This is a genomic window from Streptomyces sp. AJS327, from assembly GCF_013450295.1.
GTDB lineage: Bacteria > Actinomycetota > Actinomycetes > Streptomycetales > Streptomycetaceae > Streptomyces.
Window position 1 is genome coordinate 205225 of record NZ_SKBR01000002.1, and the last position, 26911, is coordinate 232135.

The following is a 26911-nucleotide window of genomic DNA, read 5'->3' on the forward strand; positions in this document are numbered from 1 at the left end:
TTGTCCGGCCGACCAACGTCCCAGGTAAATCTTGCCAAGTGGAGCCGCCTACGGACCATGGGTTGATCAAATGGGCCACATCCGACCTGGAAGATTGTAAACTCAGTCAATGCTTGCCGTTGTGGTGGGGCTTGGTGAAGGAAGGGGAGGCGCGTATGCCGCAGATCGCGATCACCAACACCTTCTGGGAGGGCGTGGACCGGCTCGACAAGCCGTCCCGCGCTCGGGTCCACAAGGCGATGGGGAAGTTCCCAAAGCTGACGGTGTACCAGTTGCATGCGGACAAGGGTCTGCACCTGGAGTCCGTGGTCGGCTCCCGTGATCCGCGCATGCGCACCATCCGGGTCGACGACGGGCAGCGCATTGTCCTACTCGCACCCGACGACGGCAGTGACGTGTTCGTCTTCGTCCATGTGGTCTCCCACGACAAGGCGTACTCCTGGGCCAAACGGCGGCTGTACTCGGTCAATGCGGTCACGCGCTGTCTCGAAGTACGTGATCTGACCGCCATGGAACAGATCACCCCGCTCTTCGCCCAGGAGGTCGAGGCCGCGCCGGAGCTCCTGTTCGCCCGGTGGTCGGACACTGTGCTGCGCCATCTCGGCGGTCGACGACGTCACGCTGCGCGCCGCCCGTGTCATCACCGGCAAGGCGCAGCTGGAGGCGTTCGGGTCGCTGATGCCGGAGGACCAGTTCGAGGCGCTGTGGCTGCTCGCGGAAGGCTTCGAGCCCGAGGACATCTACCGTGACCTCGTCGCGGCGCGGCAGACGGCCGCCGTCGAGGAGGCCGAGGGCAAGCAGGGCGAGCTGACCGCCGCTGTCAGTCGTACGCGCAGTCGAATCGCCCTGGTCACCGGACCCGAGGAGCTCGCCGACATCCTCGCCAAGCCCTTCGACGCATGGCGGATCTTCCTGCATCCCACTCAGCGGAGAGTCGCCTACCGTCCCGCGTATGCGGGCCCCGCCCAGATCACCGGTGGTCCCGGCACCGGCAAGACCGTGGTCGCCCTGCACAGGGTTAGGCATCTGCTCGGGCGCTCACCCGACACCCGCGTCCTGCTCACCACGTACACTGGCGCGCTCGCCCGCTCGCTGCGCTCCGGGCTCGCACTGCTCCTCGACCACGACCAGGCGCTCCTCGACCGGGTCACCGTCACCACGGTCGATGCCACCGCCCACCGCATCGTGCGCGAGCTGCACGGGAACCCGGGGGACGTCCTCGGCGACAAGGACGAGCAGCGGCGCTGGCAGCGCCTGGCCCACCGGCTCGAACTGCCATGGACCGACGCCTTCTTGGCCCAGGAGTACCGGCACGTGCTGCTCGCTCAGGACCTGCGCAGCCGCGAGGAGTACGAGAAGTGCCTGCGGCGCGGACGCGGCAGCAAGCTGCCGGCCGGGCAGCGTCAGCGGCTGTGGCAGGTGATGGCTCGGTTCGAGGAGGAACTCGCCCACGACCGTGCCTGCACCTGGCTGCAGATGTGTGCCAGAGGCGCCCGGCTGCTGGAGGGCAGGCCGAACCAGGGCCTCCGTTACGACCATGTGGTGGTGGACGAGGCGCAGGACCTGCACCCCGCCCAGTGGCGGCTGCTGCGGGCGCTGGTGCCCGAAGGGCCCGACGACCTGTTCCTCACCGGCGACCCGCACCAGCGGATCTACGACTCCCGGGTTTCGCTGCGTTCCCTCGGCATCTCCGTCGCGGGACGAGGCGCGCGGCTGCGTCTCAACTACCGCTCCACGGAGGAGATCCTGCGCTGGTCGCGGGCGCTCCTCGACCGGAAGCCGGTGGCGGACCTGACCGGCGACGCGCCGGATTCGCTCTCCGGGTACCGATCCTTGCTGCACGGGGAGCGGCCCGTGTGCGAGGGGCACGGGACGGAAGCAGCCGAGGCCGACGCCGTCGTGCGCACAGTGGGGGCGTGGGTGGGCGGCCGGCGTCGCGCCCTCCGAGATCGCGGTCTGCGCCCGGTTCCAGACGCAGACCGCGCGGATCGGCGACCGGCTTGCCCGGCCGGGCTGCCCGTGGTGCGGGTCAAGGACGGGCAGTCCGATGACACGGCCGGAGTGCGGGTGTCAAGCCTGCACAGCCTGAAGGGTCTTGAGTTCCGCTGCGTGGCCGTGGCAGGAGTGACCGCGTCGGCGTTCCCGTTCGCGCCGGCGGTGAAACCGGCCGAGGTCGATCCGCTGCAGAACGCGACCGACCTCGCGGCCGAACGGTGCCTGCTGTTCGTCGCGAGCACCTGGGCGAGAGAGGCGCTGTACATGTCGTACAGCGGGCGGCCGAGCGGCTTCCTCGACGGGGTGAGGCGGCAGGAATGGTGAGGCCCCGTTGTCCTGTGAACAATGTCAATACCTGAGCTTGTCGTAGTAGTCTGCGGGACGCGCGGGAGGGGGAAAGTGGCTTGATCACGCGCCTGTAGGCGGGGGATCGTCATTTGCTGAGAAACGTCCAGGGAGTTCACATGTCCACGCCGCGTGCCGTACCCGTGTCCCTGGCGGAAATCGCTCGTCTCGCGGGCGTCGGACGGGCCGCCGTCAGCAACTGGCGGCGGCGTCATCCGTCGTTCCCCGCCCGGATCGCCGGCACGGACGTCAACCCCCAGTTCTCCCTCACCGACATCGAGAACTGGCTGCGCGAAAACAAGAAGCTCAAGAAGTCCGCCGAGCGCGAATGGCTCTGGCCCCGCTTCGAGGCGCTCGGCGGACGGGACGAGACAGGGGCGGCGATCGCGGAGGTGGGAAGGCGGCTCGCCGGGCGGGGCGCGACAGAGGAGTCCGCGTACCCGAAAGAGGCAGCGGACCTGATCGAACGGGCCGTGGACCTCGGACGGCGCGAAGGAGGCCCGGAGACCTTCGCCTTCCTGCTGCGCCGCTGGCTCGACGTCCATGTACGCCAGATCGCCACGACCCCCGAGCCGCTCGCCGCTCTCATGGCGGACATCGCCACCCGCGTCGCCGCCGTCGACGGCGGCATCACGGCGATGGACCCCGCCTGCGGCACCGGCCACCTCCTGACGGCCGCGGCCGAGGCGGCCGAGGAGAGGGGCGGCGGGGCGCCGACCCTGCTCGGCGGCGACCGTGACCCCGTCCTCGCGGCGCTCGCCGAAGCACGCCTGAAACTCGCCGAGCAGGCACCGCGGACAGAGCCCGCATCCATCGACGTACGCGCGGGGGACTCTCTGCGCGACGACCCGTTCGCCGACGTCCCCGCCGACATCGTGCTGTGCAACCCGCCGTTCAACGAACGGGACTGGGGGTACGAAGAGCTGGCCACGGACACCCGCTGGAGCCACGGGTTGCCGCCGCGTACCGAACCCGAACTCGCCTGGGTCCAGCACTGTCTGGCGGGGCTGCGGCCCGCAGGCGCGGCCGTGCTGCTGCTGCCCCCCGCCGTGGCGGCGCGCAAGGCGGGCCGTCGCATCCGCGGGTCCCTGCTGCGCACCGGCCAGCTGAAGGCCGTCGTGGCGCTGCCGCCGGGGTGCGCCGCGCCGCACAGCGTCTCCCTGCACCTGTGGGTACTACGGGCGCCCGCGGCAGGTGAGGAGCCACCCGTGGGCGGTCACCTGCTGGTGGCCGACGGAGTGTCCCGTTTCCCCCGGGACCCGGGCCGTGAATGGACCCCCGACTGGGCGGCGATCGGTGACTTCCTGCGCGAGGCCGTGGGGAGGGAGGGCCCGGGCGAAGAGTCCTATGTACGGCGCGTGCCCGTCATCGAGCTGCTCGACGACGAGGTCGACCTCACTCCGGGGCGCCACATCGCCCCGTCCCCGGCGGACAGTGCGCCCCGACTGGCAGCGTCCTGGCGGGAGTTCAAGGACGTCACTGCCAAGGTGACCAAGTCCGCCCGGCTGCTCGCGGCGCTCGAACTCGCCTCTGCCGCACAGGACACGCCCACGGCCACCACCGTCGCCGAACTGGCGCGGGCGGGGGCGCTCACCCTGTGCGGCGGCCAGCAGCCACCGGAGACGGCGGTCCGCACCGGGACGCCGTCCGCCGAGGACATTCCGCTCCTGACGGTTCCCGACCTCCTGTCGGGCGGCGCACCCAGGGGACACCTCGCTGCCGGCGACCCGGCGGTGCGCGAAGCCGTGATCGCCGAACCCGGAGATATCGTCGTGGTGGGAGTGGCGCGGGCCTTCTCCGCCTGGGTCCACGAAGGAGCACCCACCGCCCTGGGCGCTCAACTGCACGCCGTGCGGGTGCAGCCCGAGCAGCTGGACGCCTGGTTCCTCGCAGGTTCGCTGCGAGCCCCAGCCAACGTCCGCCAGGCCGGGACCCACGCGACGAGTTCCTCCCGCATCGACGTCCGCCGCCTCCAAGTCCGCCAGGTGCCGCTGCGCGAACAGCGGCGCTATGGCGAGGCGTTCCGTGAGCTCGCCGCCTTCGAACAGCTGGCGCGACGCACCGCCGAGCTCGGTGCGGACCTCGTCCACGACCTCGGTGACGAACTGGCGGCCGGGCGGCTCGCGGGCGGGGCGTAGCGCGTCCGGCGGTGCGAGGAGACGGAGCGCGTCACGGCGCCTCCCCGTCCGTCCGGACCTGCGAGGCGCCATGACCGCCCGCGTCCGCGAGCCGGGCGGAGAGCTGGGCGTCGACCTCACGCCGTACGGACTCGACCTGTACGGCGTGCTCGCGCGGCAGGCCCGCAGCCGTGCGGCCCGCGGCGTCGACCGTGGCGACGGCGGCCTCCAGTTCACCGAAGGCGAGTCGGCATTCGGCCAGCCGCAGCCGGATCACCGCGCGCTCCGCCCGCTCGGCCGGACCGTCGCCGTGCAGGAGAGCGTCGTCGATCCCCTCGTAGAGACGAGCCGCGGAGCCGAAGTCCCCGGCCAGACGGAGCCCGTCCGCCGCTCCCCGCCACGCACGACGCACCAGTGGGCGGCGCGCTCCCCACTCCCTGCGCACCCGTTCCGTCAGCGCGCTCAGGCGATCGGTGGCGTCACCGGGTTCACCGGTGGTGATCTCCGATTCGGCCTGCGCGCACAGCAGTTCCACCGCACGGGCGTCCAGCCACTCCGTCTCGCCCTCCGCAGAGGACGGGGCAGGCGGTGCGGCGGGAGCGCGGCGTGTGCGTACGGCCCGGTCCGCGGGCCGGCGGAGCGGCGTCGTGGCGTCGGGGTGGGTGCGCGGACGGGGCCCGGGGGCACCGGGCTGCGGGCCGAGCGGTTCGAGGACCGCCAGGACCTCGTCCACAGGCGGGCGCTGTCCAGGCTGCTTGGCGAGCATGCGCAGCACGAGATCGTCGATCGCGCCGGGGATGCCCGCGGCGTACACGCTCGGCGGCAGCGGCTCCTCGTACAGATGCCTCTCGGTCAGCCCGGCGTCTGCACCGAGCGGGAACGGCGGGCGTCCGGTGAGGAGTTCGTAGAAGACGCAGCCGAAGCAGTACACGTCCGTCCGCGTGGTGGGCTCACGCTCCAGGAGCTGCTCCGGTGCCAGATAGCCGCGGGTGCCGAGGGTGGAGCCGTGCGCCGTGTACCGGGTGGCGTCGGACCGCAGCGGCTTGGCGATGCCGAAGTCGATGAGGACGACCGCCCCATCGTCGTCGATCATGATGTTGGCCGGCTTGAGGTCCCGGTGCACGACGGGCAGAGTGTGCGCGCAGACCAGCGCTCCCGCCATCTGCACGGCGACCGCGATCGCCGTCGCCAGCGGCAGCGGCGTGTGTTCGTCGAGAAAGGTCCGCAGACTCACCCCGGTCACCAGACGCATGGCGATGTACGGCACACCACGGTGCGATCCGCTGCCGTACAGCTCCGTGATTCCCGGATGGTCGAGCGTGCCCAGAAGCGTGGCCTCGCGCCGGAACCGGGCGTTCCTGACGGCGAGCTCGGCCTCCCCCTCTTCCGGGTCCAGGGCGTACATGGCCTCGGAGTCGTGGCGCAGGAACTTCACTGCGACCTCGCGATCCGCCGAGACCGCGCGACCTTCGGAAGTCCCGCCGTCCGGGGAGACCTCGCGGGCCCGCCAGACGTGGGCCATCCCGCCCTTGCCGAGCGACTCCGTCAACTCGTAGCGCCCGTCGATCAGATCACCCGTGCCGGGCCTGTACATCTCCGCGTACGAATCCGCGTCCACGCCGCGCCGCCCCTTCGTCTTTCCGCGCCATCCGGCACAACAGACTAGCGTGAAGTGGCTGCCCTGATAGATCTCCATGGACTCAGTTAACAGATGTATCATGCTGAGTCGAGTCCGAGGCGTCGTTCGTGGCCCGCGAGGCCCGACGGTCTTGGACGCCCACTTGCCCTTGCCGCCCTGCAACGGGGGTCACCATGCAGAATCCACCGGGTGTGGCCGGAGAGGACTGGCTGATCAAGGCGAGTCCCCGGATGGCTCGGCCCGACGCCGCAGCCTGCCCCACGCACCGCCGCATCGCGATGCGGCCCCAGCTCGTCGCCGAGCCGGCCGTGCCGTTCCTGTCCACGCCGTACGAGGAGTTCGGATTCGGCCCGCTCTTCGCGGCGCTCGACCGCGTGGAACATGGCGGCCGATCCGTCGAGCAGGTGCGCGAAGAACTGCGGAACACCCGCGGACCGTTCCGAGGCAGGGGCGCACCGGTCCACCCCGTACATCTCGCGTGGACCGCTCACGCCCTGGAGCGGTACGTCGCGGCCCGTGTCCGGGAGCAGGCCGCCGCCGCGGAAGCAGGGCTGCCGCCCACCCTGGCAATCGGACAGCCGTGGACGTGGCGCACCCGCCGTCTGGACGCACCCGATCCGCGCGGCGCCCGGCAGTACGAGCACACCCTGTGGGGCCGCATGTACACCTCCGCCGACGGGGCGGTGCGCGACCTCTGGCTGCCCTCGCTGGGCCGGGCCAAGACCAGTCGCCCCGGCGCCGAACTCGGGGCCGTGGCGCGGGTGATGGCCCATGGGGCGCCCACGCCCCGGCGCAGGGCGCGGGACGAACCCCCGACCGGGGCGACCGACACCAGCCGATCGCCTGCTCTGGTGCGTGTCTTCGACGTCGGGTGCGCCGATGGTTCGGTGGAACCGCTGCTCGGCGCGGCACCGTCGTTCGGCGAGGGGCCCGTCGAGGCGAGGAAGCGGTTCGAGGGCGACGCCGTGCCGGCGTTCCTCTCTATCGCGACCGCGACCGGCACCAGGCCCGGCGAGAGCTGCGTCGACTGCAAGGCCATCGCTGGCTGCACGGACCTGAAGCGCACCCCGAGCCTTTGGGGAGGGCGGCGCCCCCCGGTCGCCCGCAAGCGTCGTTCCGTCTCCGCCTGGGACCTGCGCCTGTACGCGGAATGCCCGGCCCAGTACCACCTGGTGCGGCGCCTGCATCTCAACGACCTGTCCGGCGAGAACGAGGGGGCGCGGCGTGGCAGGTTCGTCGACTCCTGGCTGGACGCGCACCACGGTGAACAGCCGGTACGCGGCTGCCGGGACCGTGCGGCCCCCAATCCGGACGTGCTGCGGTCCGAAACCGAGCTGGACGAGGCGTCTGCCCGTGAGGCCACCGGAATGCTGGCCGGGCACCGGTTGCTGTGCCCGCTCGACGGGCTCGGTGCCGACGAGCGCGTCCTCGTGCAGCATCGGGTGACGGCCTACGTTCCCGAACTCGATGTCGTCGTCCTTGCCGTACCCGATCTGGTGTACACCCATCGTGGCCGGTGGGTCTGGCGCGAGACGAAGACATCCTCCCGTCCGCTGTGGGAGCGGGATTCACTGCTGCGCACGTATCCGCAACTGGCGCTCGGCGTGCTGCTGTTCCACGCGGGGGCGTTGGGCGACGACCCGCGCCGCTCCTGGGTCGAGCTGGAGCATCTGCGCGAGGGGCACGGGGAGAGCAGGCTCGAACGCATCGACCCCGGGCGCGCCGAAATCGTCGACGAAGCCCGGCATGTCATCGCCGGTCTCGCCCAGCCGCTCCTTGAGGACACCACGTACGAACCGAGGGCCGGGCGCCACTGCCACGGCTGCCTGGCGCGCACCTGGTGCCGTCCCGGCAGTGCCTACGCCACCGATCATCCGTTGCCGCACGGCCCCGGTGCGTTCTCGTCCGCCGACGGGTCCGAGCCGAGTGCCGAGCTGACGCCGCGAGGGGGTATTTCGTCCAATGACTGATCAACAGGCAGCCCCGGACTGGCTGTTCAACCGGGACGTCGTTCTGCTGAGGGACGTGGCCACCGCTGTGCTGCACCTGGCGGCCGTCGACGACCTCGATGCCTTCACCCTGCCCTATCCGGCCGGTGCGCAGCGCGCCCTGGACGCCCTGACCCTCCAGTGTCTGCGCAACGGGGCCACCCCCCCGGCCGGTGTGCCCGAGATGGTCCGCTGGGCCCGCGCCAGGCCGCTCAGCAGCTGGCCTCTCGACCAGCTGCCCGCCGACCTGTTCGACGCGGCGGACCGGCTGATCGACGAAGGCTCGGGAGAACCCTCCCAGCTCTGCCACGAACTCGCCGTGCGCGGACACGGTGACAGCACCGGGCGACAGTACGACCGCATGGTCATTCGTGAAGCCCTGCGGGTCTGCCGCGCGATGTCGTCGCCCGAGTCGTATACGGCCTTCCGCCGCCTTCTGGTCACCCGGCCCGTGCTCACAGAGGACGACTGGGCCGAGATCAGCTGCGACCTCTTCCTCGACCCGGTCCGGTTCCTCGTCGAGGAGATCTACGCCCCCGTCCCCGCCGGGTTTCGGCGCGACGGTTCATATCTTTGCTGTCACCGCTGCCTGACCCTGCTGCACCCGGTGTCCGACACCGAGTGGTGGTGCGAACGGGATCAGTGCCGCCACCAGGGTCCCGCGCCGCGCGGCCGGGAACTCGTGGCGGCAGAGACCGGGGAGCTGCGTCAACTGCGCAAACCATTGCGGCTGTTCGTCACCGGTCCCGGACAGGCGGAGACCTCCCTGGAGAGCGAGCTGCGGGCGCTGGGGCTCACCGTCGAGATGTGGCCCAACTTCGACTCGTACGACGTACGCATCGTCTTCCCCGACGGTCATGTATGGGCCGTGGACGTCAAGGACTGGGCGCATCCCGCCTTCCTCGGCCGCAGTGCGACCGCGGTGCGGGCCGAACCGCCCTACGACGAGGCGTGCTGGGTCGTCCCGGAGTTCAGGGTCCGCGCACGCCGCGACTATCTCGACAGCTACGCCAAGGAGCGGGGCGCTCAGGCGGACGGACTCAGGCTGCTGACGGATCGTCAACTTGTGCGGGCGGCCCGGCTGCGACTGGCCGGTGACCGAGGGCCGGACGCCTTCATCGGACCATTCCGCGGCGGAGCGGACGAACCGCCGTGCCCCGGCCGAGGGGACGCCGGACACTGCCCCATGGACAACACGACCCCGGCCGAGGGCGCCGGGCAGGAGGACGGAGTGGACGATGCGTGACCGCAGCAGTTGGTACCAGCCGGTCGTGGCCGCGCTCGGACCCTGGCCCGAGGAGCACGCCAGGACCCGGCCCGCCCTGCTCTGCCAGGTCGAGCTCGCCCTACGTCTGATGGAGACCGTGGCACCCGGCCACGCCGCCGACGGCGCATGGACACTCCTGGGCGGCTACGGTCTTGCCTTCGCACGCGCCGCGAAGCTGCCCGTGGGCGCCGCAGAACAGGTCGCGCTGGCCGCCGCCCGGCACCTGCTCTGGCCGATGCGCCGCGGCCGGATGTGGCGGCAGTCTCTGGACGCGTACCTGGAACTGCCGGAACGGCTGCGGGCGTACCGTGTACCGGCGCAGGGGGAGGCGGCATACCGGGTTCCTCCCAAGGTCTCCGCCGACCGCTTCGCCGTGTACGACGAGGCGCTGGCGAGCCTGCCGGACTTCGCCGTCCAGCCGATGGAACAGGCGGAGGCGGGCGAGTATCGCTTCATGGACCGCCGCCACCGGCGTACCTCCGTCACCATTCCGGCCGACCTCGTACGGGCCCCCCTCCCGGGCCACCCCCTCACCGCCGGACGCCCGGCCACCGCCGGACCTCTGGAGGTACCGCTCGACGAACTCGCCGACGTGGCACGGTGGATGGACGAGGAGGAACGGCGGCGCGGCCGCACGGCAGGAAACTGGGCGCAGCGCCTCGACGACCTCGATCTCGACACCCGTACCCCCGACGGAACCGCCTTCGCATCGGCCTCCGCGCTGCCGCTGGACCGGCTCACCCACCTCGTCGGTATGGTCGGCGCGGGTAAATCGACACTGATGACCCTGCTCGCCGTCTGGGCGCACCACAACGACCTGCGCACCACACTCGTCGTCGGCGACGTGGCCGAACAGCTCACCCTGACCGAACTCTTCCGCGGACTCGGCCTGAGTGCCGCCCTGATCCAGGGCGGCACCACGCGACCCCAGCACACCCAGCGGCTGCACCGCAGGCTCGCCGCGCGCGGAGCGCACTCACTGCTCGCCCATACCAACGCGGCCTTCAGACACCTCAGCACCGCCTGCCCACTGGACGCGCTGCGTGCACTCGACACATCGGAGCCGCTGCGTTACAACGACGCACCGTGCGGCGGCCTGCACCCCGTGCGCAGGGACGGGGCCGGCGAGGGTGGTGACGAAGCGGCGGCCGAGAACGCCCTGCGCGAACTCGAACGTGCCCGCGGCGCTGCCGGCAGGCAGACTCCTGAGGACAGCGCCGGGGAAGACGAGGAATGGGGCACCCCGCACGCCTGCCCGCTGTGGAGCGCCTGTCCCCGGCACTTCGCCGCGCGCGACCTCGTCGACGCGCTGATCTGGGTGGCGAACCCCGCCAGCCTCGTCCAGACGGCTGTTCCACGCCAGCTCAACGCCGAACGCCTGCGCTACCTGGAACTGGCTTGTCTGCGCAGCGACATCGTGATCGTCGATGAGGCCGACCGCGTACAGATGCAGCTGGACCAGATGTTCGCGCCGTCGGCCACCCTCGTCACCACCGGTGTCTCCGAGTCCTGGCTCGACCAGTTGCAGACCCATGAGATCGCCGAACTCGCCCGGCAGGGACGACTGCCGCTCTCCGACCAGGACGTGGAACGGTGGTCCGCCGCCCTGGACATCGTCGGCACCGCGGCGGACCGGCTGTACGCCATGCTCATCGATGACGAAGGGCTGCGGAACTGGGCACAGATCGACTACTTCAGCGCATGGACTCTTCAAGAGAAGCTGCTGAACGCCTGGTATCCGCTGGCTTCCGGCCGGTCCGTCCGGCGTTCTGACGGCACGGAGGCAGCGGACATCGAGGACGAGACCGCGCTGTACGAGGACGAGGACGACGGCGCAAGGGAAGGCTTGGGCGAGGCGGATCTCCCTGAGCCGGAGGCGCCCTGGTGGGCGCACCGGCGCAGCGAGATCACCGGGTCCTTCGACACGTTCCGGGACGATCCGCTCGGCGGGCGTGGCCCCTATCTGACGCCCGCCGACGAGCTCACCGCCCTCGCCCACGACGTCCTGTACACCCTCGACGAGAAGCGGACGCGCGCCCGGGTCCGCGCGCTCCTCGATTCCTTCCTCGTCGGAGCGCCGGGGCCCCAGCAGCGGCCGCCGTCCACCGTTCGTCAGGGCAGGGAACCGGCGCGCGAGGACGTGCCGCTTACCGAGGAATGGCGCGAACTGAACGCGCGACGACTGGAGTTCACCCTCGTGCTCGCCGCGCTGCACCAGCGTCTGGACCGGGTGACCTTCCTGTGGCCCCAGGTGGAGGCGGCGCTGCGGCTCGACGCGGCGAGCCACGAACTGACCCGTCGGCCACCTCTCGACTACGCGCCGCTCCTGCCCGAGGCACCCATGGGCAACGTCCTCGGCTTCCAGTACCTCATCGACGAACGGGCGGCCGCCCGCGACAAGGACGGTCGCCGCACCGGAACCCTGCGCTTCTTCCGCTGCGCGGGCGTGGGCCGCGAACTGCTCCTCGGCCTCCCCCAGCTCGGCGCCGATCCCGCCCGGGGAGAGGCCGGTCCACATGTTCTGCTGATGTCCGGCACCAGCTGGGCCGGCACGTCCACCCGCGCCCATGTCCTCGCTCCCGTCCGAGCGGTCCTGAAACCGCAGAGCAAGGTGCTGCGGTCCATCCGGGACACCGTGTTCCGCACCGAGTTCCTCTACGACGCGGCCGGGCAGCCGATCCGCCTTTCCGGGCAGGACCCTGACAAACGCGAGGACGTCCTACGCCTGATGATCGACCGGCTGGCCCGTCCCCGCAGGGACGGAACCACCTCTCCGCTACAGAGCGAACTCGCCCGGATTCCTGATCAGCGCCGTAGGCGCGCCTTGCTTCTGGTGGGCAGCTACGCGGAGGCCGGGGCGGCCGCCACGGCCTTGGACGAGATCCCGCGATGGCGCGGCCGGGTACGCGTCCTGGCCGCCGACGACGCGGAACTCGAAGCCGCGGTCGACGGAAGGGCACCGGCCGGGAGTCGGACACGGAGCACCGGAGCGGTGCGGCGCGGAGACCTCGCCTCCTTCGCCGAGGACCCGGACGCCGAACTGCTCGTCGCTCCTCTGCTCGCCGTCGAGCGCGGGCACAACATCCTCACCACCCCCCAGCGCCCTGGCGAGGAAAGGGTGGCGGCGTTCGGGACGGTGTGCTTCCTAGCCCGTCCCCACCCTCGTCCCGATGACCTGTCCTTGGCCGTGTTCGCCATCAACGACTGGGCGAGCCGGTTCGTACGAGGTCAACTGACCAGCGAGGGTGCGACATTCGGTGATCTGGTGGCGGAAGCCGACGGTCTCGACGCGGCAGGCGGCACCTTCCGCACCGTCGCCCGCCGGGTCTGGCGGCACGTGCTGTCCCGTCCCTACATCTACTCCTTGCTCTCCGACGACGAGAAGGAGTCCTTCGTCTGGGACCAGCTCGTCACCATCTGGCAGGTCATCGGCCGCCTCGTCCGCGGTGGTGTACCGGCCCGCGTCGTGTTCGTCGATGCCGCTTTCGCACCGCGTCTAGCTGCGGCACAGGCACCCGTCGCAGGCAGGAGCAGGCGGTCCCGTACCAGCGACCCGGGACTGCTGGTACGCCTCCGGGACGTCCTCGCCCTGTACTTCAGCGGTACCGAGAACGCTGCCGACAGGCCCGACCCTGCCGACATCGAACTCGTGAAGCTGCTCTACCGGCCGCTGTACGAAGCGCTGTGCGGCCTGGACGCTGCGCCCGCGCCGCGCGGCACCTACTGACGCACCGGGCCGCCGCCGCTGCCAAGGCTGTCGAAGACACGGCGCGCCATCGACCACGTACGACTCGCAGGGAGAACGGACATGTACCAGCACATCCGCCGATCCGCGTACCACCTCGCCGAGGGCAGCGAGCCTTGGACCGAGAACTACCGCGCCCTCGCCTTTCCCGAACACTGGCATGCGGACCTCCTCGAACTGCACAACCACGGGCGCGACGAGGAGAAGAGGCAGCTGACCCTGCCCACGCGTCGGCTCGACGGCGTCCTGCAGACCCTCGCTCCCGACGTGATCGTGCGCCCCCGCCCCCGTGTCCCCGTCGAGCCGGGGCCCGAGCAGAGCCCTCCGACCGCCGAGGACTTCTGGATGTACGTCCCGGCCTCGGCGACCGATCCCCTCCCGGAGCGCTCCCTGCGGCAGCTCCTGGACGCATGGCTGCGCACACTCGGTCCCAAGGGCGCGGGGCAGGACCCCGGGTTCCGTTCGCTGCTGCTCGCGAGCAGCGCCGACCTCAAGCGGAACCTGCCCGAGTGGCAGCCGGTCACTGGCGTCGGACTGCTCACCAGCCCCGTCACCCCCAGCGGGACCGCCGCCCCTGACCCCCAGCAGTTTCAGCTCGCCACCGACGCGTTGGCCCGCCGCATCCTGTCCCTCGATCCCTACCGCTTCGAAGGTGGGGAACTGCGCTTTCGGGCTGTACCTCGTGGGCCTCGCGACCAGGGGGCCGAGCTCATGTCGCAGCCCCTGTGCCGGACGGTGAAGCGCAAGGAGTGGTGGTTCTCCGTCGTACTCAACATCTCCCTACACACCGCGCCGTTCGATGCCAGGCCGCGTTTGCATCTGCACTGGGGCGTACGGCGGTGGGCGACGCATCCGCGGGCCACCACCAAACGCCTCAACCTCTCCTATCGGGAAGCCACCACGGTCTACTTGAGGCCCACCATCCCTTGGCTCCCCGGAGCACCGGCCACCGAGCGCTACGCACTCGCCCGACTGCGCCGGGACCGGGCAGCGGACACCTTCGCCTGGTCCGAGAACGACACGGCCGGCATCCTGCGCGGACTCAGCCTCGCCGGCAATTTCCCCGACCCCGAACAACTCCTCGCCGAACCGGGCTCCTGGATCGGCGAGGGTGGAGGGGTCCGCGCCGCAGTGGTGCACAGCACCCGGATGGGAAAGCACGAGATCGGCACCGGCTTCATGCCCAACCAGCGCGCCCAGCTGACCGAATGGGCCGAACAGGCCCTTCCGGAGCCCGTGGTGCGGGTACCCGATCTGAAGCGGGGGCGTGGCAAGGGCATCGGCGCACCGGGGAACCGGCGGCCCAAACCGAGGACCGACGAGGCCAAGAAGACCGAGCTGCTGCGCGAGACCCAGGCGCGCAGGGCGAACCTCGCGGCGCAGGCACGGATCGCCGGCTCGGCTCCGCACCACAGTGGTCCACCGCTGGTGGAGGTCCGGTTGCTGTGGCAGTCACCAGAGGTACGCAAGGAGGCAGTGGCCCAGTTCGCGCACGCCCTGGGTCTTGACGGTGACGGCGGCGCCTCCGCAGCCGCGATCACGGACCGGGACTTCGACGAAGCCCGGCCCGGGGCGCCGGTCGTCCTCGAATGGCAGACGGAGGAACTCACCCTGCGGCTGCGGTGCCTGACCCTGGCCGACGGACTCGGAGACCGGCTGGTGCCCGACGCGGCCGTCAAAGGCAAGGGAGCGGCCCTCTCGACGGCCATCGTCGAACGCCGCAGAGCCCTGGACTCATGGCTGCTCGCGGACGGCGCGGACCCCGGCCGCCCTGAACTCGCCCTGGTGGAGATCGCCCACCGCAGCACCTTCCGCCCGTCGATGACCGACCCCAAATTCGCCGTTCGGCTGGGGTGCGCCGACGCAGGCGTACTGACCCAGTTCGTTGTGACTCCATCCACTGACCGCCAGATTGACAACGCGGACAGCATCGGGCATCGCACACACAGCTCCTGGCTCGACGGGCTGCGGCAGCTCGGCGTCCGTGTGCTGCCGCAGCACACCCTCGGCGACGACCTGCCCGATGGTCTTCAGTACGCCGCCGTCTGGATGGTGAAGCGCCGCAAGGACGGTCCGACCCGGCTGCCCAAGCACCTGCCCGTAGCCGTCCTGGCCACGCCGCTGCCGCACGCGACGGGTCAGGCTGCCGTACGAGGCTGGGACGACGCCGCGGGAGAGTGGGTGCCGTATCCGCGTTTCCTCCTCGGCCTGGTGAAACAGGCCGAGATCGATCCCGAGGCATGCGCGGAGCCCGACCCGCAAGGCGGCGGCCCGCAATCGAGTGCCCCCCGCGTGACCGGCAAGCAGTGGCGCACCAACCTCGCCCAGCAGCGCAAGGAGACCGCGGCATTCCTCCAGCGCGTACTGCACTCGCTCCGCGGCCAGCCCACCGCGCTGATCACTCACGCACAGAACAGCAGACTGCACTGGCCATGGCTGCAGGACGGCCGGATCGAGCGGGATCTGATCCGGACGGGCCACGCCCCTGCGGGCCGGCTCGACGATGAACTCCGCCTTGTGCGCGTCCGAGGGTGCGGCGGGCGGGAGGCCGCGCAGTGGTGGGGCCTGGCGGAACCCGGTAAGCCGCACGGCCAGCCGGCCGGCTTCTGGGCCCAGACCATCCCGTCGCAGGGCGGGGCCTCATCAAGGGACCGGATCTTCTACAGCACCACGGAACGCCCGGGTACCCACGCCGTGTCGCCCGCCCTCGACCGCCTGGCCACCAGGGTCAACGCCGCAGGCAACCTGACCTCGCAGGCGGGCACCAGTGCGTGGAATCCGATCTTGCTCGAGATCGCGGTACTCGGCTGTCACGCAGACGACGACCCGGGCGCCCTTGCCCTGGGAAAGCCGGACGAGGCCGAGGCTCTGGCACTCGCCGTACACCAACTGCGCCAGGCACCGGACTATGCGGCGGCGCTGTCCCTACCGCTGCCGCTTCACCTGGCGGGACTGGCCCAGGCATACGTCCTCCCGATGCTCGTGGAGGGTGATGGGAGTTCAGCAGGAGCGACGGCGGGGTCCACTGTGGAGCAGGACCAGGGGAGCACGACGGACAACGATTCGGACCCGGACCTCGTGGACGCGGCAGGGCTGGCCACGGAACCCGAAGAGGGAGACGACGAGGGGTGAGGCTCCTCTGCGGCGGGGTGCTGGGCTATGGGACGAAGCGGTTCTCCAGGTCAGCGATCGATGCACAGCCGCTGGCTCCGCGACCTGCGTGGTCCGGTGGCGGCACCACGTCGGGTGGTTGGCACCGAGATCCAATCTACGTGAGCGGCGTTGCGACGACACGCGTGGAGCAGCTTGAGCCAGCAGCCGCTTTGGCGCCCGTTCTGTGTGTGCCCGATGGGCCGTCAGAATGGCTCTGACCAGGTATGACTCTCTCGCGGCTGGAGGCAGACCATGAGATGTCTCCCGAACTGGGGGCGTATGTGGGACGGGGAGCTTAAGACGAGGGTGGAAAACGGGGCAAAGTGCCCTCCAAGGCAACGAAAAGGCCCTCCGCAAGTGGTCTTGCGGAGGGCTCGAATTGGCCTCTGACCTGCATAAACGTGCGCCCCCGGCAGGACTCGAACCTGCGGCCAAGCGCTTAGAAGGCGCCTGCTCTGTCCACTTAACTGGGCAGGCTTACCTGCGAGAGTGCAGAAGCTCTTGATGGTGTCCGAGCGGCCGTGGGGCATACGTGGAATCTCTGGGACGCTGGCGCGGGTCCGGAGGTCCGGATGTAACAGTTTGGATCTCGGGCTGAGCCCCGGAGTTGACGTCGGCCTCCTAGGCGACCGCGAGCGCATGCGCTGCATCACCCGGCGTGGATCAGGGCGATGACGCAAGACGGGAGCGACATGCTGTCGCTGTCTCATGAGCCTGATCTGGCCTGCGTGGAAGGCTTGCAGACTTCGTACATGTGCGGGCACCGTCGGGTACATTTGGTGACCTTGGGTTTTCTCGAGCTAGTTTGCGGCGCCCGTGCTGGATAGGTGCTGGATGCTCAGGAATTTCCGCAGGTCAGAGCCTCGTGGTGGAGTTCCGCTTCAACGTGTAGTACGCGTGGGGTCGGTGTCGGCTGGTCTGGTGCCCGTGGGGAGGGTGGCCGCTGGCTAGCGGAGCACGCGGTAGCGGAGGTGGGTCTCGCTCGCGAAGGCTGACGTGTCGAGACGTTCCAGCTCGACGCGCTGCCCCAGGCCCGCGAACAGCGAGATGCCGTCGCCGAGCAGGACCGGGGCAACATCGAGGTGGAGTTCGTCGACGAGGCCGAGCCGGAGGCACTGCCTCGCGATGCTTCCGCCGAGCAGGCTGACCCATCGGTCACCGGCCGCCCGCGCGGCTCGCTCGACGGCCTCCGCGATGTCGTCGACCACGAAGGTGTACGTGACGCCGTCGTGCTCGATCGGCTCATGAGGGATGTGGGTCAAGAGGTAGACCGGCACGTTCAGGAGGCCGCCGTAGGGGATCTCGCCGTCCTCGATGGTCTGGGTCCTGTTCGCTCCTCCGACCACGGCACCGACCCTGCTCGTGACCTGCTGGACGACGGCGTCATCCTCGGGAGCGGAGGGGCGGCCGAACATCCAGTCGACCCCGCCGTCCGCTTCCGCCAGGAACCCGTCCAGCGTGATGGTCGCGTGGACGATCACCGTGGTCATCGCGTGCTCCTCGGCCGAAGAGGTGAGTCAGTCGACTCGCCTCCGGCATCATGCCCGTGGAGGAGAAAGGTGAGTCAAGTGGCCTGCCACTACGGGAGGTTGGGTGGATGACGCGCGGACGCTCCGGGTACCACCGTGCGGTGGCCGAGACGAACCGCGAGACGATCCTCGCCGGGCCGCCCGGCTGTTCCTGGAGTCCGGATACGACCGCACACCGCTGGCCCGCATCGCTCAGCAGGCGGGCGTGTCCCGTCGTCGGTCTTGGCCCCGCCTCGTGCACGGGTACCTGGTCGATCACCGACGCCGAGCAGGAAACGGTCGTCGAGGGCGCGGCTCGGACCATCACGGCCCGTTACGCCACTCCTTGACGCGAGCAGTCGCGTGACGGCTGCGACTTCCGCGGCTCGTCGCGCGGCGCTGCTCGGTCCTCGACCTGCCGCACGTGATCGGGCCGCGTGCCGACCGGCAGCGGGATGGTCGTGCGAGAACACCCGCGGCCCCGATCGATCGCCGCATGGGCGAAGGTGGACCTCAGGACGCCGGAGACTGACAGGATGTGACCGCTCAGTTGGGCCGGTAGCCGGACGCGGGTGCAACGCCACGAGAGGAGAGGGAGATGACGTCGAACGCGGATCTCGTCGCGCGGATCCGGGATCGTGGCCTCCCGGATGTCGTCTCGCGCATCGCGACGGAGGGGGGCGAGGCAGTCAGCCCGGCGCTGTTCCACCGCGCGGAGGCCGTGTGGACGGAGACGGCCGAAGCCGTGATGAGCGGTACGGCTGAGGACCTCGTACCACTGTGGTCCTGCGACACGACGCACGCCTTCGCCGGGCACGGCAGGTTCATCGTGTGGTCCGCCGAGAGCGACGAGCCGTACGCGGTCTTTGACACGTTCGCCGAGCTGGTGCGGGACCTGCTCACCGACCTCTACGAAGACGAAGAGGGGGACGACGAGCGCTCGCGCATCGCCCACCTTCTGCTCCCGCCGGACGACGCCGTCACGGCGCTCGTGCCGCTCGAACGCTGACGTACCTCCGCACGTCGGTGCGGATGGTTCTCTCCGCCTGAACGTGGTCGAGTTCCGCTTCAACGTCTGAGGTCGCGGGTTTCCGGCGTGGGGCGGCTGTCGTCGGTCAGACGGTGGCGCGGGCTGGCTCGGTGTCGGGGCGGCTGCCGTCGCGCAGGTACCGGCTGGTGAGCGCGGGGAGGATCGTCAGCAGGGCGAGGACGGCCAGCACGACGCCGAGGACCATCGGGGCGCGGAGGCCGTGCGCCGGAATCAGGGCCGACCCGATCGCCGAGCCGAGGATGACGCCGAGGGTGATGAACGACGCGTGGATCGTGTTGACCAACGGCGCCGTGCTGCCCGCGCGTTGGACACGCACCGCCATGGCCGGGTTCATGGTCACCCCGGCCAGGCCGATGCCGAGGACGAAGGCCAGGGCCAGCGGCGGGACGTCGGTGAAGAGCGCGAACCCGGTCAGGAAGACCGCGTTGAGCCCCGTGCCGGTCAGCAGGGTGGAGATGGTGTGCCGGTCGGCGAGGCGGGCGACGATGGTGTTGCCGACGAGCGTCGCGGCGCCGTAGGCGAGCAGGAGCAGCGGGACGAGGTTCTGGGAGAACCCGGTGATCCCGGTGAGGACCGGCGTGAGGAAGCTGAACGCCGAGAACGTGGCCCCGATGATCAGGGTGCTGGAGACGAGGGCCAGGACGAACTGGGGGCGGCGCAGTACCGCGAGTTCCTCCCGTATGGAGGGCCGCGCCGCTTCGGGCGCCGCCGAGGCGGCCGGGTTCCGGACGTACCTGATGGTCAGGGCGGCCGCGAGCAGGGTGAGCCCCGAGATCGCCCAGAAGGCGGCCTGCCAGCCGAAGCGTCCGCCGACGAAGGTTGCCAGTGGCAGCCCGAGCAGGGTTCCGAGCATCAGCCCGCTCATCGCGACCCCGCTAGCGCGGCCCCGTACGCGCTCGTCCACGAGGCGTGCGCTGAGTGACACGCCGATACCGAAGAACGCCTGGGAGGCGACGCCGCTGATGATCCGGGCGACCACCATGACCGGGTACGAGGACGCCAGTGCGGCGATGACGTTGCCGACGAGGAAGACCGCGAAGATCGTGAGCAGCGCGGTCTTCGGCGGAACCCGTAGCAGGGCGACGGTCAGGGCTGGACCGCCGACCGTCATCGCCACGGCGAAGACCGTGACGAGGTAGCCGATCTGCTCGATCCCGGTGCCGAGTCCCTCGGCGAGCTGGGGCATGAGACCCGCGACGGCGAACTCGCTGGTCGTCATCGCGAGGATGCCCGCGGCGAGGACGTAGACGGCCAGCGGGACCGCCGGGGAAGAGGTGTGGGTGGTCGGGGAGGTCATGGTGTCCATTTCTGTGATTGAGAATCCAAAATCAGGGCGCGCGAAAACCCGCCCGGGTCTCGGGTGTTGATCAGTCCAGGAGGGCGCTCAGCCCGGCCAGGGCGATCCGCCGGAGCCTCTCGGGATCCATGCCGGTCTGGGCGGTGACGCGCAGGCCCGAGATGACGGTGTTGACGAGGACGGCCCCGTTCTCGGCGTCCATGCCGTCCGCGATGGAGCCGTCGATCCGGCCCGCGCGGATGACCCCCGCCAGCAGGGCGGTCCGGGCGCGCAGGTCGTGGTCGAGGAGGCGGGCGACGCGGTCGTCCCGCTCGCGCAGGTCCGGGCTCATGAGGCTCTGCACGACCATGCATCCGGCGGCGTGGCCGTCGCGGGCGGCGACCTCCTCCTCGCCGATCACGACGTCGACCAGCGCGCGCAGCCGGTCCGCGCCGCTGAGCGCGTCGTCTTCCAGGAGGGCCGTCTGGCGCTCGCGGACCGCCTCGACGTAGCGCTCCAGGGCGCGCGCGAACAGGTCGTCCTTCGAGGTGAACGCGTTGTACAGGCTGCTGCGCCGGACGCCCGCCGCCTCGCAGAGCCGCTCGGTGGAGGTGTCGGCGAAGCCGTGCACCCGGAACTCACCGGCGGCGGCGTCGAGTACCGCGGTCTCGTCGAACGTGCGTGGTCGTCCCATGGCGGCCACGCTATCACGTTATGTATTTGGGAGTACAAAACTGCTCCCGGGGTCGTCGAGCTGTCGCTCGACGCCGTCGCGGGGGACGGCCCCGTGCTGCTGGCCGACGTGGTCGCGGAGCAGGAGCTCGACCGCTTCGCGACCGGCACGCGCTGGCGGGTGCGCGTGTTCGACGGGCCGCCCCGGGACCGGGTACTGCTCGCCGCCGAGCACGAGGACGTGGTCCGGATCGGCCACGACCTGGGCACCGTCCTCCGTGGGCCCGGAGCGATCAGCGTGCACGACCGCCCGCGTGAGGCGGCCGACGAGACCCGGGCGGCCGGTCCCGGATCGGTCCTGCTGCGGTGGAGCCGGACGTGACGTCCCGGGTCCGGACGGGATGGGAACTCGGGCCCGGTGTGGCGCGGTCTCGCCGGGCCGGGGCCGGACCCGCCGCCGCGGCTTCCGGCACCGTGAGCCGCTCCGGTCCCGACGCTCTCGGCACCCGTCGGCCGCGCGCCGCGCCGGGGTTCGCCGTGCGACGGGGTCAGCCGTCGGGGCGTTCCGTGGGTGGCGCGAGGAACGGGGAGAGGGCTTCGGCTGTCGCGTCGGTCGCCGCCCAGAACGCGGGTGAGGCGAGCGGCCAGAATCCGCCGCGGTGGACGAGGAAGAGCTGGTCACCGACGATCTCGACCTGCGTAGTGCCGCCGAGGCGGGAGACGTGACCGAGGAGGCGGGTCTCGTCGAGGAGCCGGGCGAGCGGTGGGTGGCCGGGGTTCGCGCACCAGACTCGGTAGCCGTCCGCGCCGTCGGTCGGGGTGACCGAGCGCAGGCGGCGTGGAGGGGCCGCGGTGTGCCGCGCGGCGAAGAAGTGCGGAAGCGTCTCCCGGAGCCGGAAGACGGCGTAGCCCGCCTCGGACCAGTACGACTCGGCGCCCTCCCAGTCGCGTTCCTCCCGGTAGTTGGCGACGAGGAACCCGCCGGGGCCCGGGGCGGTGAGGCGGTCGAGGTGCGCGCGGGTGGGTGAGGCGGAGTCGAACAGGTCCGCCGCGGGACGCGGCACGTCCGGGGTCGGCTCGTAGTCCAGACCGTTCGCGTGGGCGAACCGCGTGAGCCGGTACCGTTCGCGGGTCTTCGGCCCCCAGTGATCCAGGCGCCGCACTCCCAGGGCGACCAGCGCCGTGAGGAGGATGCCGCCGGTCCACAGCGCCGACATGGATACGCTCAGCAGGGTGACCCCCTCCGTCAGCAGCAGCCCGGCGGGGACGGCTGGCAGTCCGAGGAGGAGGAGCACCGTCAGGATCGCGTACCGGTACCGGTGCGAGCCCGGCACGGCCAGGTCGCTCCCGTGGTCACCAGCGCGGGCGGCCCGTTTGAAGTCCCGCCAGTCCGGCCCCGTGGGACGCGGCACGAGGGGCGCGGTGTCCAGGCGGTCAGCGGGCATCGCGCTCACCCGCCGCGTCGTTGGCGAACCGCCACTTCCCGTGCAGGAACGGCGATCCCGGGCCGACCGGCACCGGCCCGGACTCACCACCGAGGCGGACCCCGTCCAGGTTGTACCCGAGCCGCACGACCTCCTCGTGTGCCTCGGTCAGGAACACGCGGGTGCTCGGCTCGCGGAAGGCGTGGACCTCCCACCGGCTGCCCGGTGTGAACCGGTCCCGCCAGGACTCCTCGACCAGGTCCGCCAGACCCGCCGTGCGCCGGTTCCCCTCGGCGTCGTGGTACGCGCACCAGACGACGGGTGTCCCGGTGCCGTCGCCGTCGTCGAGGTGCGTCACCGTCGCGGTGCGTGGCGTGCGGTCGAGCGCGGGGAGAGGCTTCGCGGTCGCCCGCCGCAGCCGGACCACCGTGGCGAGGGTGCTCGACAGGATCGCGCCGAGCAGCAGGTACGCCCAGATCTCCCAGCTCATCGCACCGCCCTTCCCCGGGTGCGGCCCTTCGGGAGCGCGACGCGCGTGAGGCCGGCGCGCCGGTAGGGCGCGTCCGGGTACTCCGGCTCCCAGCTCGGGCTCGGGGTGACGAGGAGCCAACCGCCGGGCTTCGCGGGGCAGTCGCGCGCGAGGAAGGCGCCCGCGGCGTCCTCCCCGAACAGCTCGGCGGAGGTCAGCGCCCGGTACATCAGCCACCCCGGCTCCTGCCCCCACGCGTCGGTCGCTCCCGGCCGTCCGGCCCAGATCCGGAGCGCTTCGGCGACGCGCGCCGCCCGCTCGTCGGGCGTCCGAACGTCGACGAGGATCCTCGTCGTGCTCTCGGAGTCCCCGCCGGGGATGGTGAGTGGGGAGGCGTACACCTCGCACAGGACGGGCGACGCCGCCTCCGGGACCTCCGGTTCACGGCGCCGGTCCGAGGACGAGGCGGCGGGGAGGGAGTCGTCGGGGCGCGGTACGTCAGCGAGTGGCGGCACCGGGCGGGGGCGCTCCAGCGGGGCCGCCCCGCGCGCCTCCTCCCACGCGGACGCGGGGTCGCCGGGCCACGACGTCCGCGCCCCGCGCACCGGCTGGATCCCGCGGGTCGCGTCGTTCGCGAAGGACATCACCCCGAGGACCGGGGATCCCGTCCGTGGCGCGAACTCCTGCCGCTCGGACCGGACTCGGAGTCCGTCGAGGTCGTATCCGGACCGGGGCAGGGCGTCGTGCTCCTCCGCCAGCAGACAGCGTCCCCGGGGTTTCGCGAAGCCGAGGACCCGCCAGGTCGACCCGAGGGTGAGGCGCTCCCGCGCCGGTCCGGTGAACAGGTCGGCCAGGTACTCCCGCCGGGCGGCCCCCGCGCCGTCGGTGTACTCGACCTCGACCATCCCGAGGTCGCCGGGTTCGCCGAGGTCACCGGATCCGGAACCCGCCCGCCTCCGGGGCACCGCCCGCCCGCCGACCACGGTGGCGGTGCGCGGGACGCGGTCCAGGGTGGGGAGGGGTTCGCGGGTCGAGCCCTGGGCCCGGCGGACGAGGATGAACGCCATGACCGTCAGGACGTACGCCGCGCCGAGGCCGGTCACCACCCAGGTATCCACGAGCGTCGTCCTTTCGCGGGGGAGTGGAGCACTCGCGACGTCTCCGCCGCCGTCGGCGGGGCCGCGCGCCGTCCCACGGGGTGTGGGTGCTCGTCCGATGTCCAGGAGTGTCGCACGGGTGTTCCCGCGATCACAGAGCGCGTACCACGGGGAACCGGGCTCGCGTGGCCAGCCGGAGGGCGCCCCGCCCTACCCCAACGGGCGGGGCGGAGGGCCGTGTTGGGGCGGCCGGGCGAGGCGGCCGCTCCACGGTGGCGGTTCGCCGTGGGGGAGGGGTGCTCACATGGCCTCGGCGCCCGACCGGATGGCGTCGCGGATCCGCGAGTAGGTGCCGCAGCGGCAGATGTTGCGGAGGCCGTCGAGGTCGGCGTCGGTGATCTCGCGGCCCTCGTCGGAGGCCCGCCGGACCAGCGCCACGGCCGCCATGATCTGGCCGGGCTGGCAGTAGCCGCACTGGACGACGTCGTGGTCGATCCAGGCCCGCTGCATGGGATGCAGCTCCTCGTCGACGGTGTCGGCGAGCCCCTCGATGGTGGTGACCTCGTCGGTCGGCCGGAGGTCGCCCACGGGGACGGCGCAGGGGTTGACCGCCCTGCCGTTGAGGTGGCTGGTGCACGCCTTGCAGACGTTGATGCCGCAGCCGTACTTCGGTCCGGTGATGCCGAGCACGTCGCGCAGCACCCACAGCAGCCGGACGTCCTCGGCGACGTCGACGGTGACCTCCTCGCCGTTGACGCGGAAGCGGTGCTCAGCCATCGGGGTCTCTCCTTGCTTTGGCTGCCGCCTCAGCGGGCGTGGTTCAGCCCGTCGGTGGGCGAGGCGGGGATGGGCGGCACGGTGGGCTTGGGCTCGAAGGCGAGCGTGTCGTGGTTGACGGGGAAGTGGGTGGGCATCGTCCCGGTGGCCCGGCCGTAGGCGCAGGCGACCGCCGCCATCGCGGCGGCGACCCCCAACTCCCCGGCGCCGCCCGGCTCTTCGGACGTGCTGGGCATGACGATGACGCGCAGCTCGGGCGGGGTGTTCCACTGCCGGGTGTAGAAGTAGTTGTCCCAGCTCGCCTCCAGGAAGTGTCCGTCGCGCAGGTGGAGGCTGGAGGTCAGGGTGAGCGCGATGCCGTCCATGACGCAGCCCATCATCTGGGCCTCCAGCCCGCGCGGGTTGACGGCGAGGCCCACGTCGACGACGAAGACGACCCTGGTGACGCGCGGACCGGTCACCCCGTTCCGGATGGGCCGGTTGACGGTCTCCGGGCGGCAGTCGATCTCCACCAGGGCGGCGCTGCACGCTTTGTACTCCGCGTGGAAGGCGATGCCCTGCGCCGTGCCGGAGGACATGGAGCGGCCCCAGTCCCCGGCCTCCGCGGCCTTCTCCAGCACCGCCCGGGAGCGCTCGTCGCGCAGGAAGTCGCGCCGGAGGCGGTAGGGGTCCCGGCCGGTCCGCTCCGCGAGCCGGTCGACCATCAGCTCCCGGGCGCAGGTGACGTCCGGCGAGTAGACGTTGCGCATGCTGCCGGTGTTGAAGCCCCGGTCGGTCTCGGTGAGCAGCCGGTCGTTCGCCCCGAAGTCGTACGACATCGTCTGGCTGAGCTGGAAGAACGTCTCCGAGAAGCCGATGTCGCCCACCGGCAGTCTGGCGGCCAGCGCGGTGACGACCTCGCCGAGCCCGTGTCCGAGGTCGGTGGAGACGCTGGTGTGCCGCTGCCGGTAACTCAGCACGGTGTCACCGGAGTAGGCGATGCGCACCCGCGAGGTGGCCATGGGGTGGGTGCGGCCCTGGCGCGCGTCGTCGGCGCGGTGCCACATCAGTCTGACGGGCGCACCCACCTTCCGGGAGACCTCGGCGGCCTCCAGCGCGGCGTCGAAGAACAGCTTGCGGCCGAAGGAGCCACCGCCCTGCGTGACGTGCACGGTGACGCTCCGCTCGGGCAGTCCGAGCCGCGCGGCGATGGACTGCTGGGCCACGATGGGGGACTTGAGCGAGGCCCAGATCTCCGCGCGGTCCGAACGCACGTCCGCCACCGCACAGTTGGGTTCCAGCGCGCTGTTGCTGCGGAAGGCGAAGCTGAACCGGCCCTCCACGAAGGGAGTTGGCGGTTTCGGCCCGAGCGGCAGCTCGGCCTTCTCCAGCTCGCGGAGCACCGTCTCGTCGGACTTCCCCTCGGCGGTGCCGGGTTCCCAGTCCACGCGGAGCGCGCGTACCGCGTCGACGCACTGCCCGAAGGTCTCCGCGCGCACCGCGACCCCGGTGGAGATCTCCACGACGTGGGTGACGCCCGCCATGGACCGCACCTCGGGGAGGTTCCGCACCGAACCGACCCCGCCGTTGATGGTGGGTGGGCGGCAGACCATCGTCGGTTTCGCGCCCGGGACGTCCACGTCCATCGCGAACTTCTTGCGGCCGGTGACCGCCTCCAGGGCGTCGATGCGGTTGCGGGGGGTGCCGATGACGGTGAAGTCCGCGCGCGGCGTCAACTCCACGGACACCTTCCGGGTTCGGGCGCTCGCGGCCCTCCCGGCGAGCGCGCCGATGTCGACGCGGCGGCCGGAGCGGCCGGTCACCACCCCGTCCTTCACCGTCAACTCGCCCGGGGAGCCCCCGAGTTCCTTCGCGGCGACCTCCAGGAGCCGGTGCCGGGCGAGGGCGGCCGCGACGCGCACCGGGGTGTACGTGGAGATGGTGGTGTTCGAGGCGCCGGTGAGCTGGTTGAACAACAGCTCCGGCCGGGCGTCGGCCAGCGTGACGCGCACCCGCTCCAGCGGGACGCCCAGCTCCTCCGCGATCAGCATGGACGTCGAGGTGGTGATGCCCTGCCCCACCTCGGCCCGCGGCAGTGCGAAGGAGACCGTGCCGTCCGGGTTGACCTCGACCCGGACCAGGTTCGCCGTCGGCAGCGCCGCCAGCGTCATCAGGTCGTTGAGGTCGGCGACCTCGGTGATCTCCGGTGAGGGCAGCCGGGCGTCCGCGGCCGCCGTCGTCGCGGTCGCCGGGGAGAGCTCGGCGGCGGCCACCAACGTGGGCGCGGCCACCAGGTATCCGAGGAAGCGCCGCCGTCCGACACCGTCGCCCCGATCGTCTCCCGAGGCTTCCGTTTCCGTCATCTCCCCGCACTCCCGGGCCGGTTGGTCGAGGGAGCGCGCTGGCCGC

Annotated in this window: 17 protein-coding genes, 1 tRNA gene and 1 pseudogene; 9 read left to right on the plus strand and 10 right to left on the minus strand. The window is 71.3% G+C overall.

Going from position 1 to position 26911, the window contains the following annotated elements:
- Positions 1 to 155: 155 nt before the first annotated feature.
- Both E0L36_RS10785 and E0L36_RS10790 read left to right on the plus strand, forming a co-directional pair.
- Positions 156 to 2319 (plus strand): annotated as a pseudogene (locus tag E0L36_RS10785) (UvrD-helicase domain-containing protein).
- 140 nt (positions 2320 to 2459) lie between these two features.
- Positions 2460 to 4478, plus strand: a complete 2019-nt coding sequence (locus tag E0L36_RS10790) for an N-6 DNA methylase (RefSeq protein ID WP_180928810.1) — start codon at positions 2460 to 2462, stop codon at positions 4476 to 4478.
- A 31-nt stretch (positions 4479 to 4509) separates the two neighbouring features.
- On the opposite strand, the gene E0L36_RS10795 is transcribed toward E0L36_RS10790, so the two are convergent.
- Positions 4510 to 6153, minus strand: coding sequence for a serine/threonine-protein kinase (locus E0L36_RS10795; RefSeq protein ID WP_219636528.1), 1644 nt, complete (start codon positions 6151 to 6153; stop codon positions 4510 to 4512).
- Between the two features lie 116 nt (positions 6154 to 6269).
- Between E0L36_RS10795 and E0L36_RS10800 the strand changes: the two genes are divergently transcribed.
- The 4 genes from E0L36_RS10800 (at position 6270) to E0L36_RS10815 (ending at position 16228) form a co-directional block, all read left to right on the plus strand.
- Positions 6270 to 8066, plus strand: coding sequence for a PD-(D/E)XK nuclease family protein (locus E0L36_RS10800; RefSeq protein ID WP_258016137.1), 1797 nt, complete (start codon positions 6270 to 6272; stop codon positions 8064 to 8066).
- Positions 8059 to 9330: a hypothetical protein gene (locus tag E0L36_RS10805; protein ID WP_180928811.1), complete on the plus strand. Its 1272-nt coding sequence runs from the start codon at positions 8059 to 8061 to the stop codon at positions 9328 to 9330. The genes E0L36_RS10800 and E0L36_RS10805 overlap by 8 nt, the downstream gene beginning before the upstream one ends.
- Positions 9323 to 13078, plus strand: a complete 3756-nt coding sequence (locus tag E0L36_RS10810) for a hypothetical protein (RefSeq protein WP_180928812.1) — start codon at positions 9323 to 9325, stop codon at positions 13076 to 13078. The genes E0L36_RS10805 and E0L36_RS10810 overlap by 8 nt, the downstream gene beginning before the upstream one ends.
- Before the next feature lie 81 nt (positions 13079 to 13159).
- On the plus strand, positions 13160 to 16228 hold the full coding sequence (locus E0L36_RS10815) for a pPIWI_RE module domain-containing protein (protein ID WP_180928813.1): 3069 nt from the start codon (positions 13160 to 13162) through the stop codon (positions 16226 to 16228).
- Between the two features lie 425 nt (positions 16229 to 16653).
- On the opposite strand, the gene E0L36_RS10820 is transcribed toward E0L36_RS10815, so the two are convergent.
- Together E0L36_RS10820 and E0L36_RS10825 are read right to left on the minus strand one after the other, a co-directional pair.
- Positions 16654 to 16726, minus strand: a tRNA-Arg gene (locus tag E0L36_RS10820).
- Between the two features lie 470 nt (positions 16727 to 17196).
- Entirely contained in the window at positions 17197 to 17739 is a 543-nt protein-coding gene (locus E0L36_RS10825) for a dihydrofolate reductase family protein (RefSeq protein WP_180928814.1), read from the minus strand.
- A gap of 103 nt (positions 17740 to 17842) precedes the next feature.
- On the opposite strand from E0L36_RS10825, the gene E0L36_RS10830 reads away from it, so the two are divergent.
- Both E0L36_RS10830 and E0L36_RS10835 read left to right on the plus strand, forming a co-directional pair.
- Positions 17843 to 18124 carry a helix-turn-helix domain-containing protein gene (locus E0L36_RS10830; RefSeq protein WP_308416722.1) on the plus strand — a complete coding sequence of 94 codons (282 nt, stop codon included), beginning with the start codon at positions 17843 to 17845 and terminating at the stop codon, positions 18122 to 18124.
- 231 nt (positions 18125 to 18355) lie between these two features.
- Positions 18356 to 18766 carry a hypothetical protein gene (locus tag E0L36_RS10835; protein ID WP_180928815.1) on the plus strand — a complete coding sequence of 137 codons (411 nt, stop codon included), beginning with the start codon at positions 18356 to 18358 and terminating at the stop codon, positions 18764 to 18766.
- A gap of 106 nt (positions 18767 to 18872) precedes the next feature.
- On the opposite strand, the gene E0L36_RS10840 is transcribed toward E0L36_RS10835, so the two are convergent.
- Positions 18873 to 20114, minus strand: a complete 1242-nt coding sequence (locus E0L36_RS10840) for an MFS transporter (RefSeq protein WP_258016138.1) — start codon at positions 20112 to 20114, stop codon at positions 18873 to 18875.
- A gap of 61 nt (positions 20115 to 20175) precedes the next feature.
- Complete coding sequence (locus tag E0L36_RS10845) at positions 20176 to 20778, minus strand: TetR/AcrR family transcriptional regulator (RefSeq protein ID WP_180928816.1); 603 nt, start codon at positions 20776 to 20778, stop codon at positions 20176 to 20178.
- A gap of 93 nt (positions 20779 to 20871) precedes the next feature.
- Between E0L36_RS10845 and E0L36_RS10850 the strand changes: the two genes are divergently transcribed.
- Positions 20872 to 21138 carry a hypothetical protein gene (locus E0L36_RS10850; RefSeq protein WP_180928817.1) on the plus strand — a complete coding sequence of 89 codons (267 nt, stop codon included), beginning with the start codon at positions 20872 to 20874 and terminating at the stop codon, positions 21136 to 21138.
- Positions 21139 to 21304: 166 nt separating this feature from the next.
- Here the strand turns inward: E0L36_RS10850 and E0L36_RS10855 are convergent, their stop codons facing one another.
- From E0L36_RS10855 to E0L36_RS10875, 5 genes are all read right to left on the minus strand, one after another.
- A complete protein-coding gene (locus E0L36_RS10855; protein ID WP_180928818.1) occupies positions 21305 to 22201 on the minus strand; it encodes a hypothetical protein in 897 nt (298 codons plus the stop codon).
- Positions 22191 to 22670: a hypothetical protein gene (locus tag E0L36_RS10860; RefSeq protein ID WP_180928819.1), complete on the minus strand. Its 480-nt coding sequence runs from the start codon at positions 22668 to 22670 to the stop codon at positions 22191 to 22193. Before E0L36_RS10860 ends, E0L36_RS10855 begins: the two co-directional genes overlap by 11 nt.
- Positions 22667 to 23767 (minus strand): hypothetical protein, encoded by a 1101-nt coding sequence (locus E0L36_RS10865; protein WP_180928820.1) that lies wholly within the window; start codon positions 23765 to 23767, stop codon positions 22667 to 22669. The genes E0L36_RS10860 and E0L36_RS10865 overlap by 4 nt, the downstream gene beginning before the upstream one ends.
- Positions 23768 to 24046: 279 nt before the next feature.
- Positions 24047 to 24523 (minus strand): (2Fe-2S)-binding protein, encoded by a 477-nt coding sequence (locus E0L36_RS10870; protein ID WP_180928821.1) that lies wholly within the window; start codon positions 24521 to 24523, stop codon positions 24047 to 24049.
- 29 nt (positions 24524 to 24552) lie between these two features.
- A complete protein-coding gene (locus E0L36_RS10875) occupies positions 24553 to 26865 on the minus strand; it encodes a molybdopterin cofactor-binding domain-containing protein (protein ID WP_180928822.1) in 2313 nt (770 codons plus the stop codon).
- Positions 26866 to 26911 lie beyond the last annotated feature (46 nt).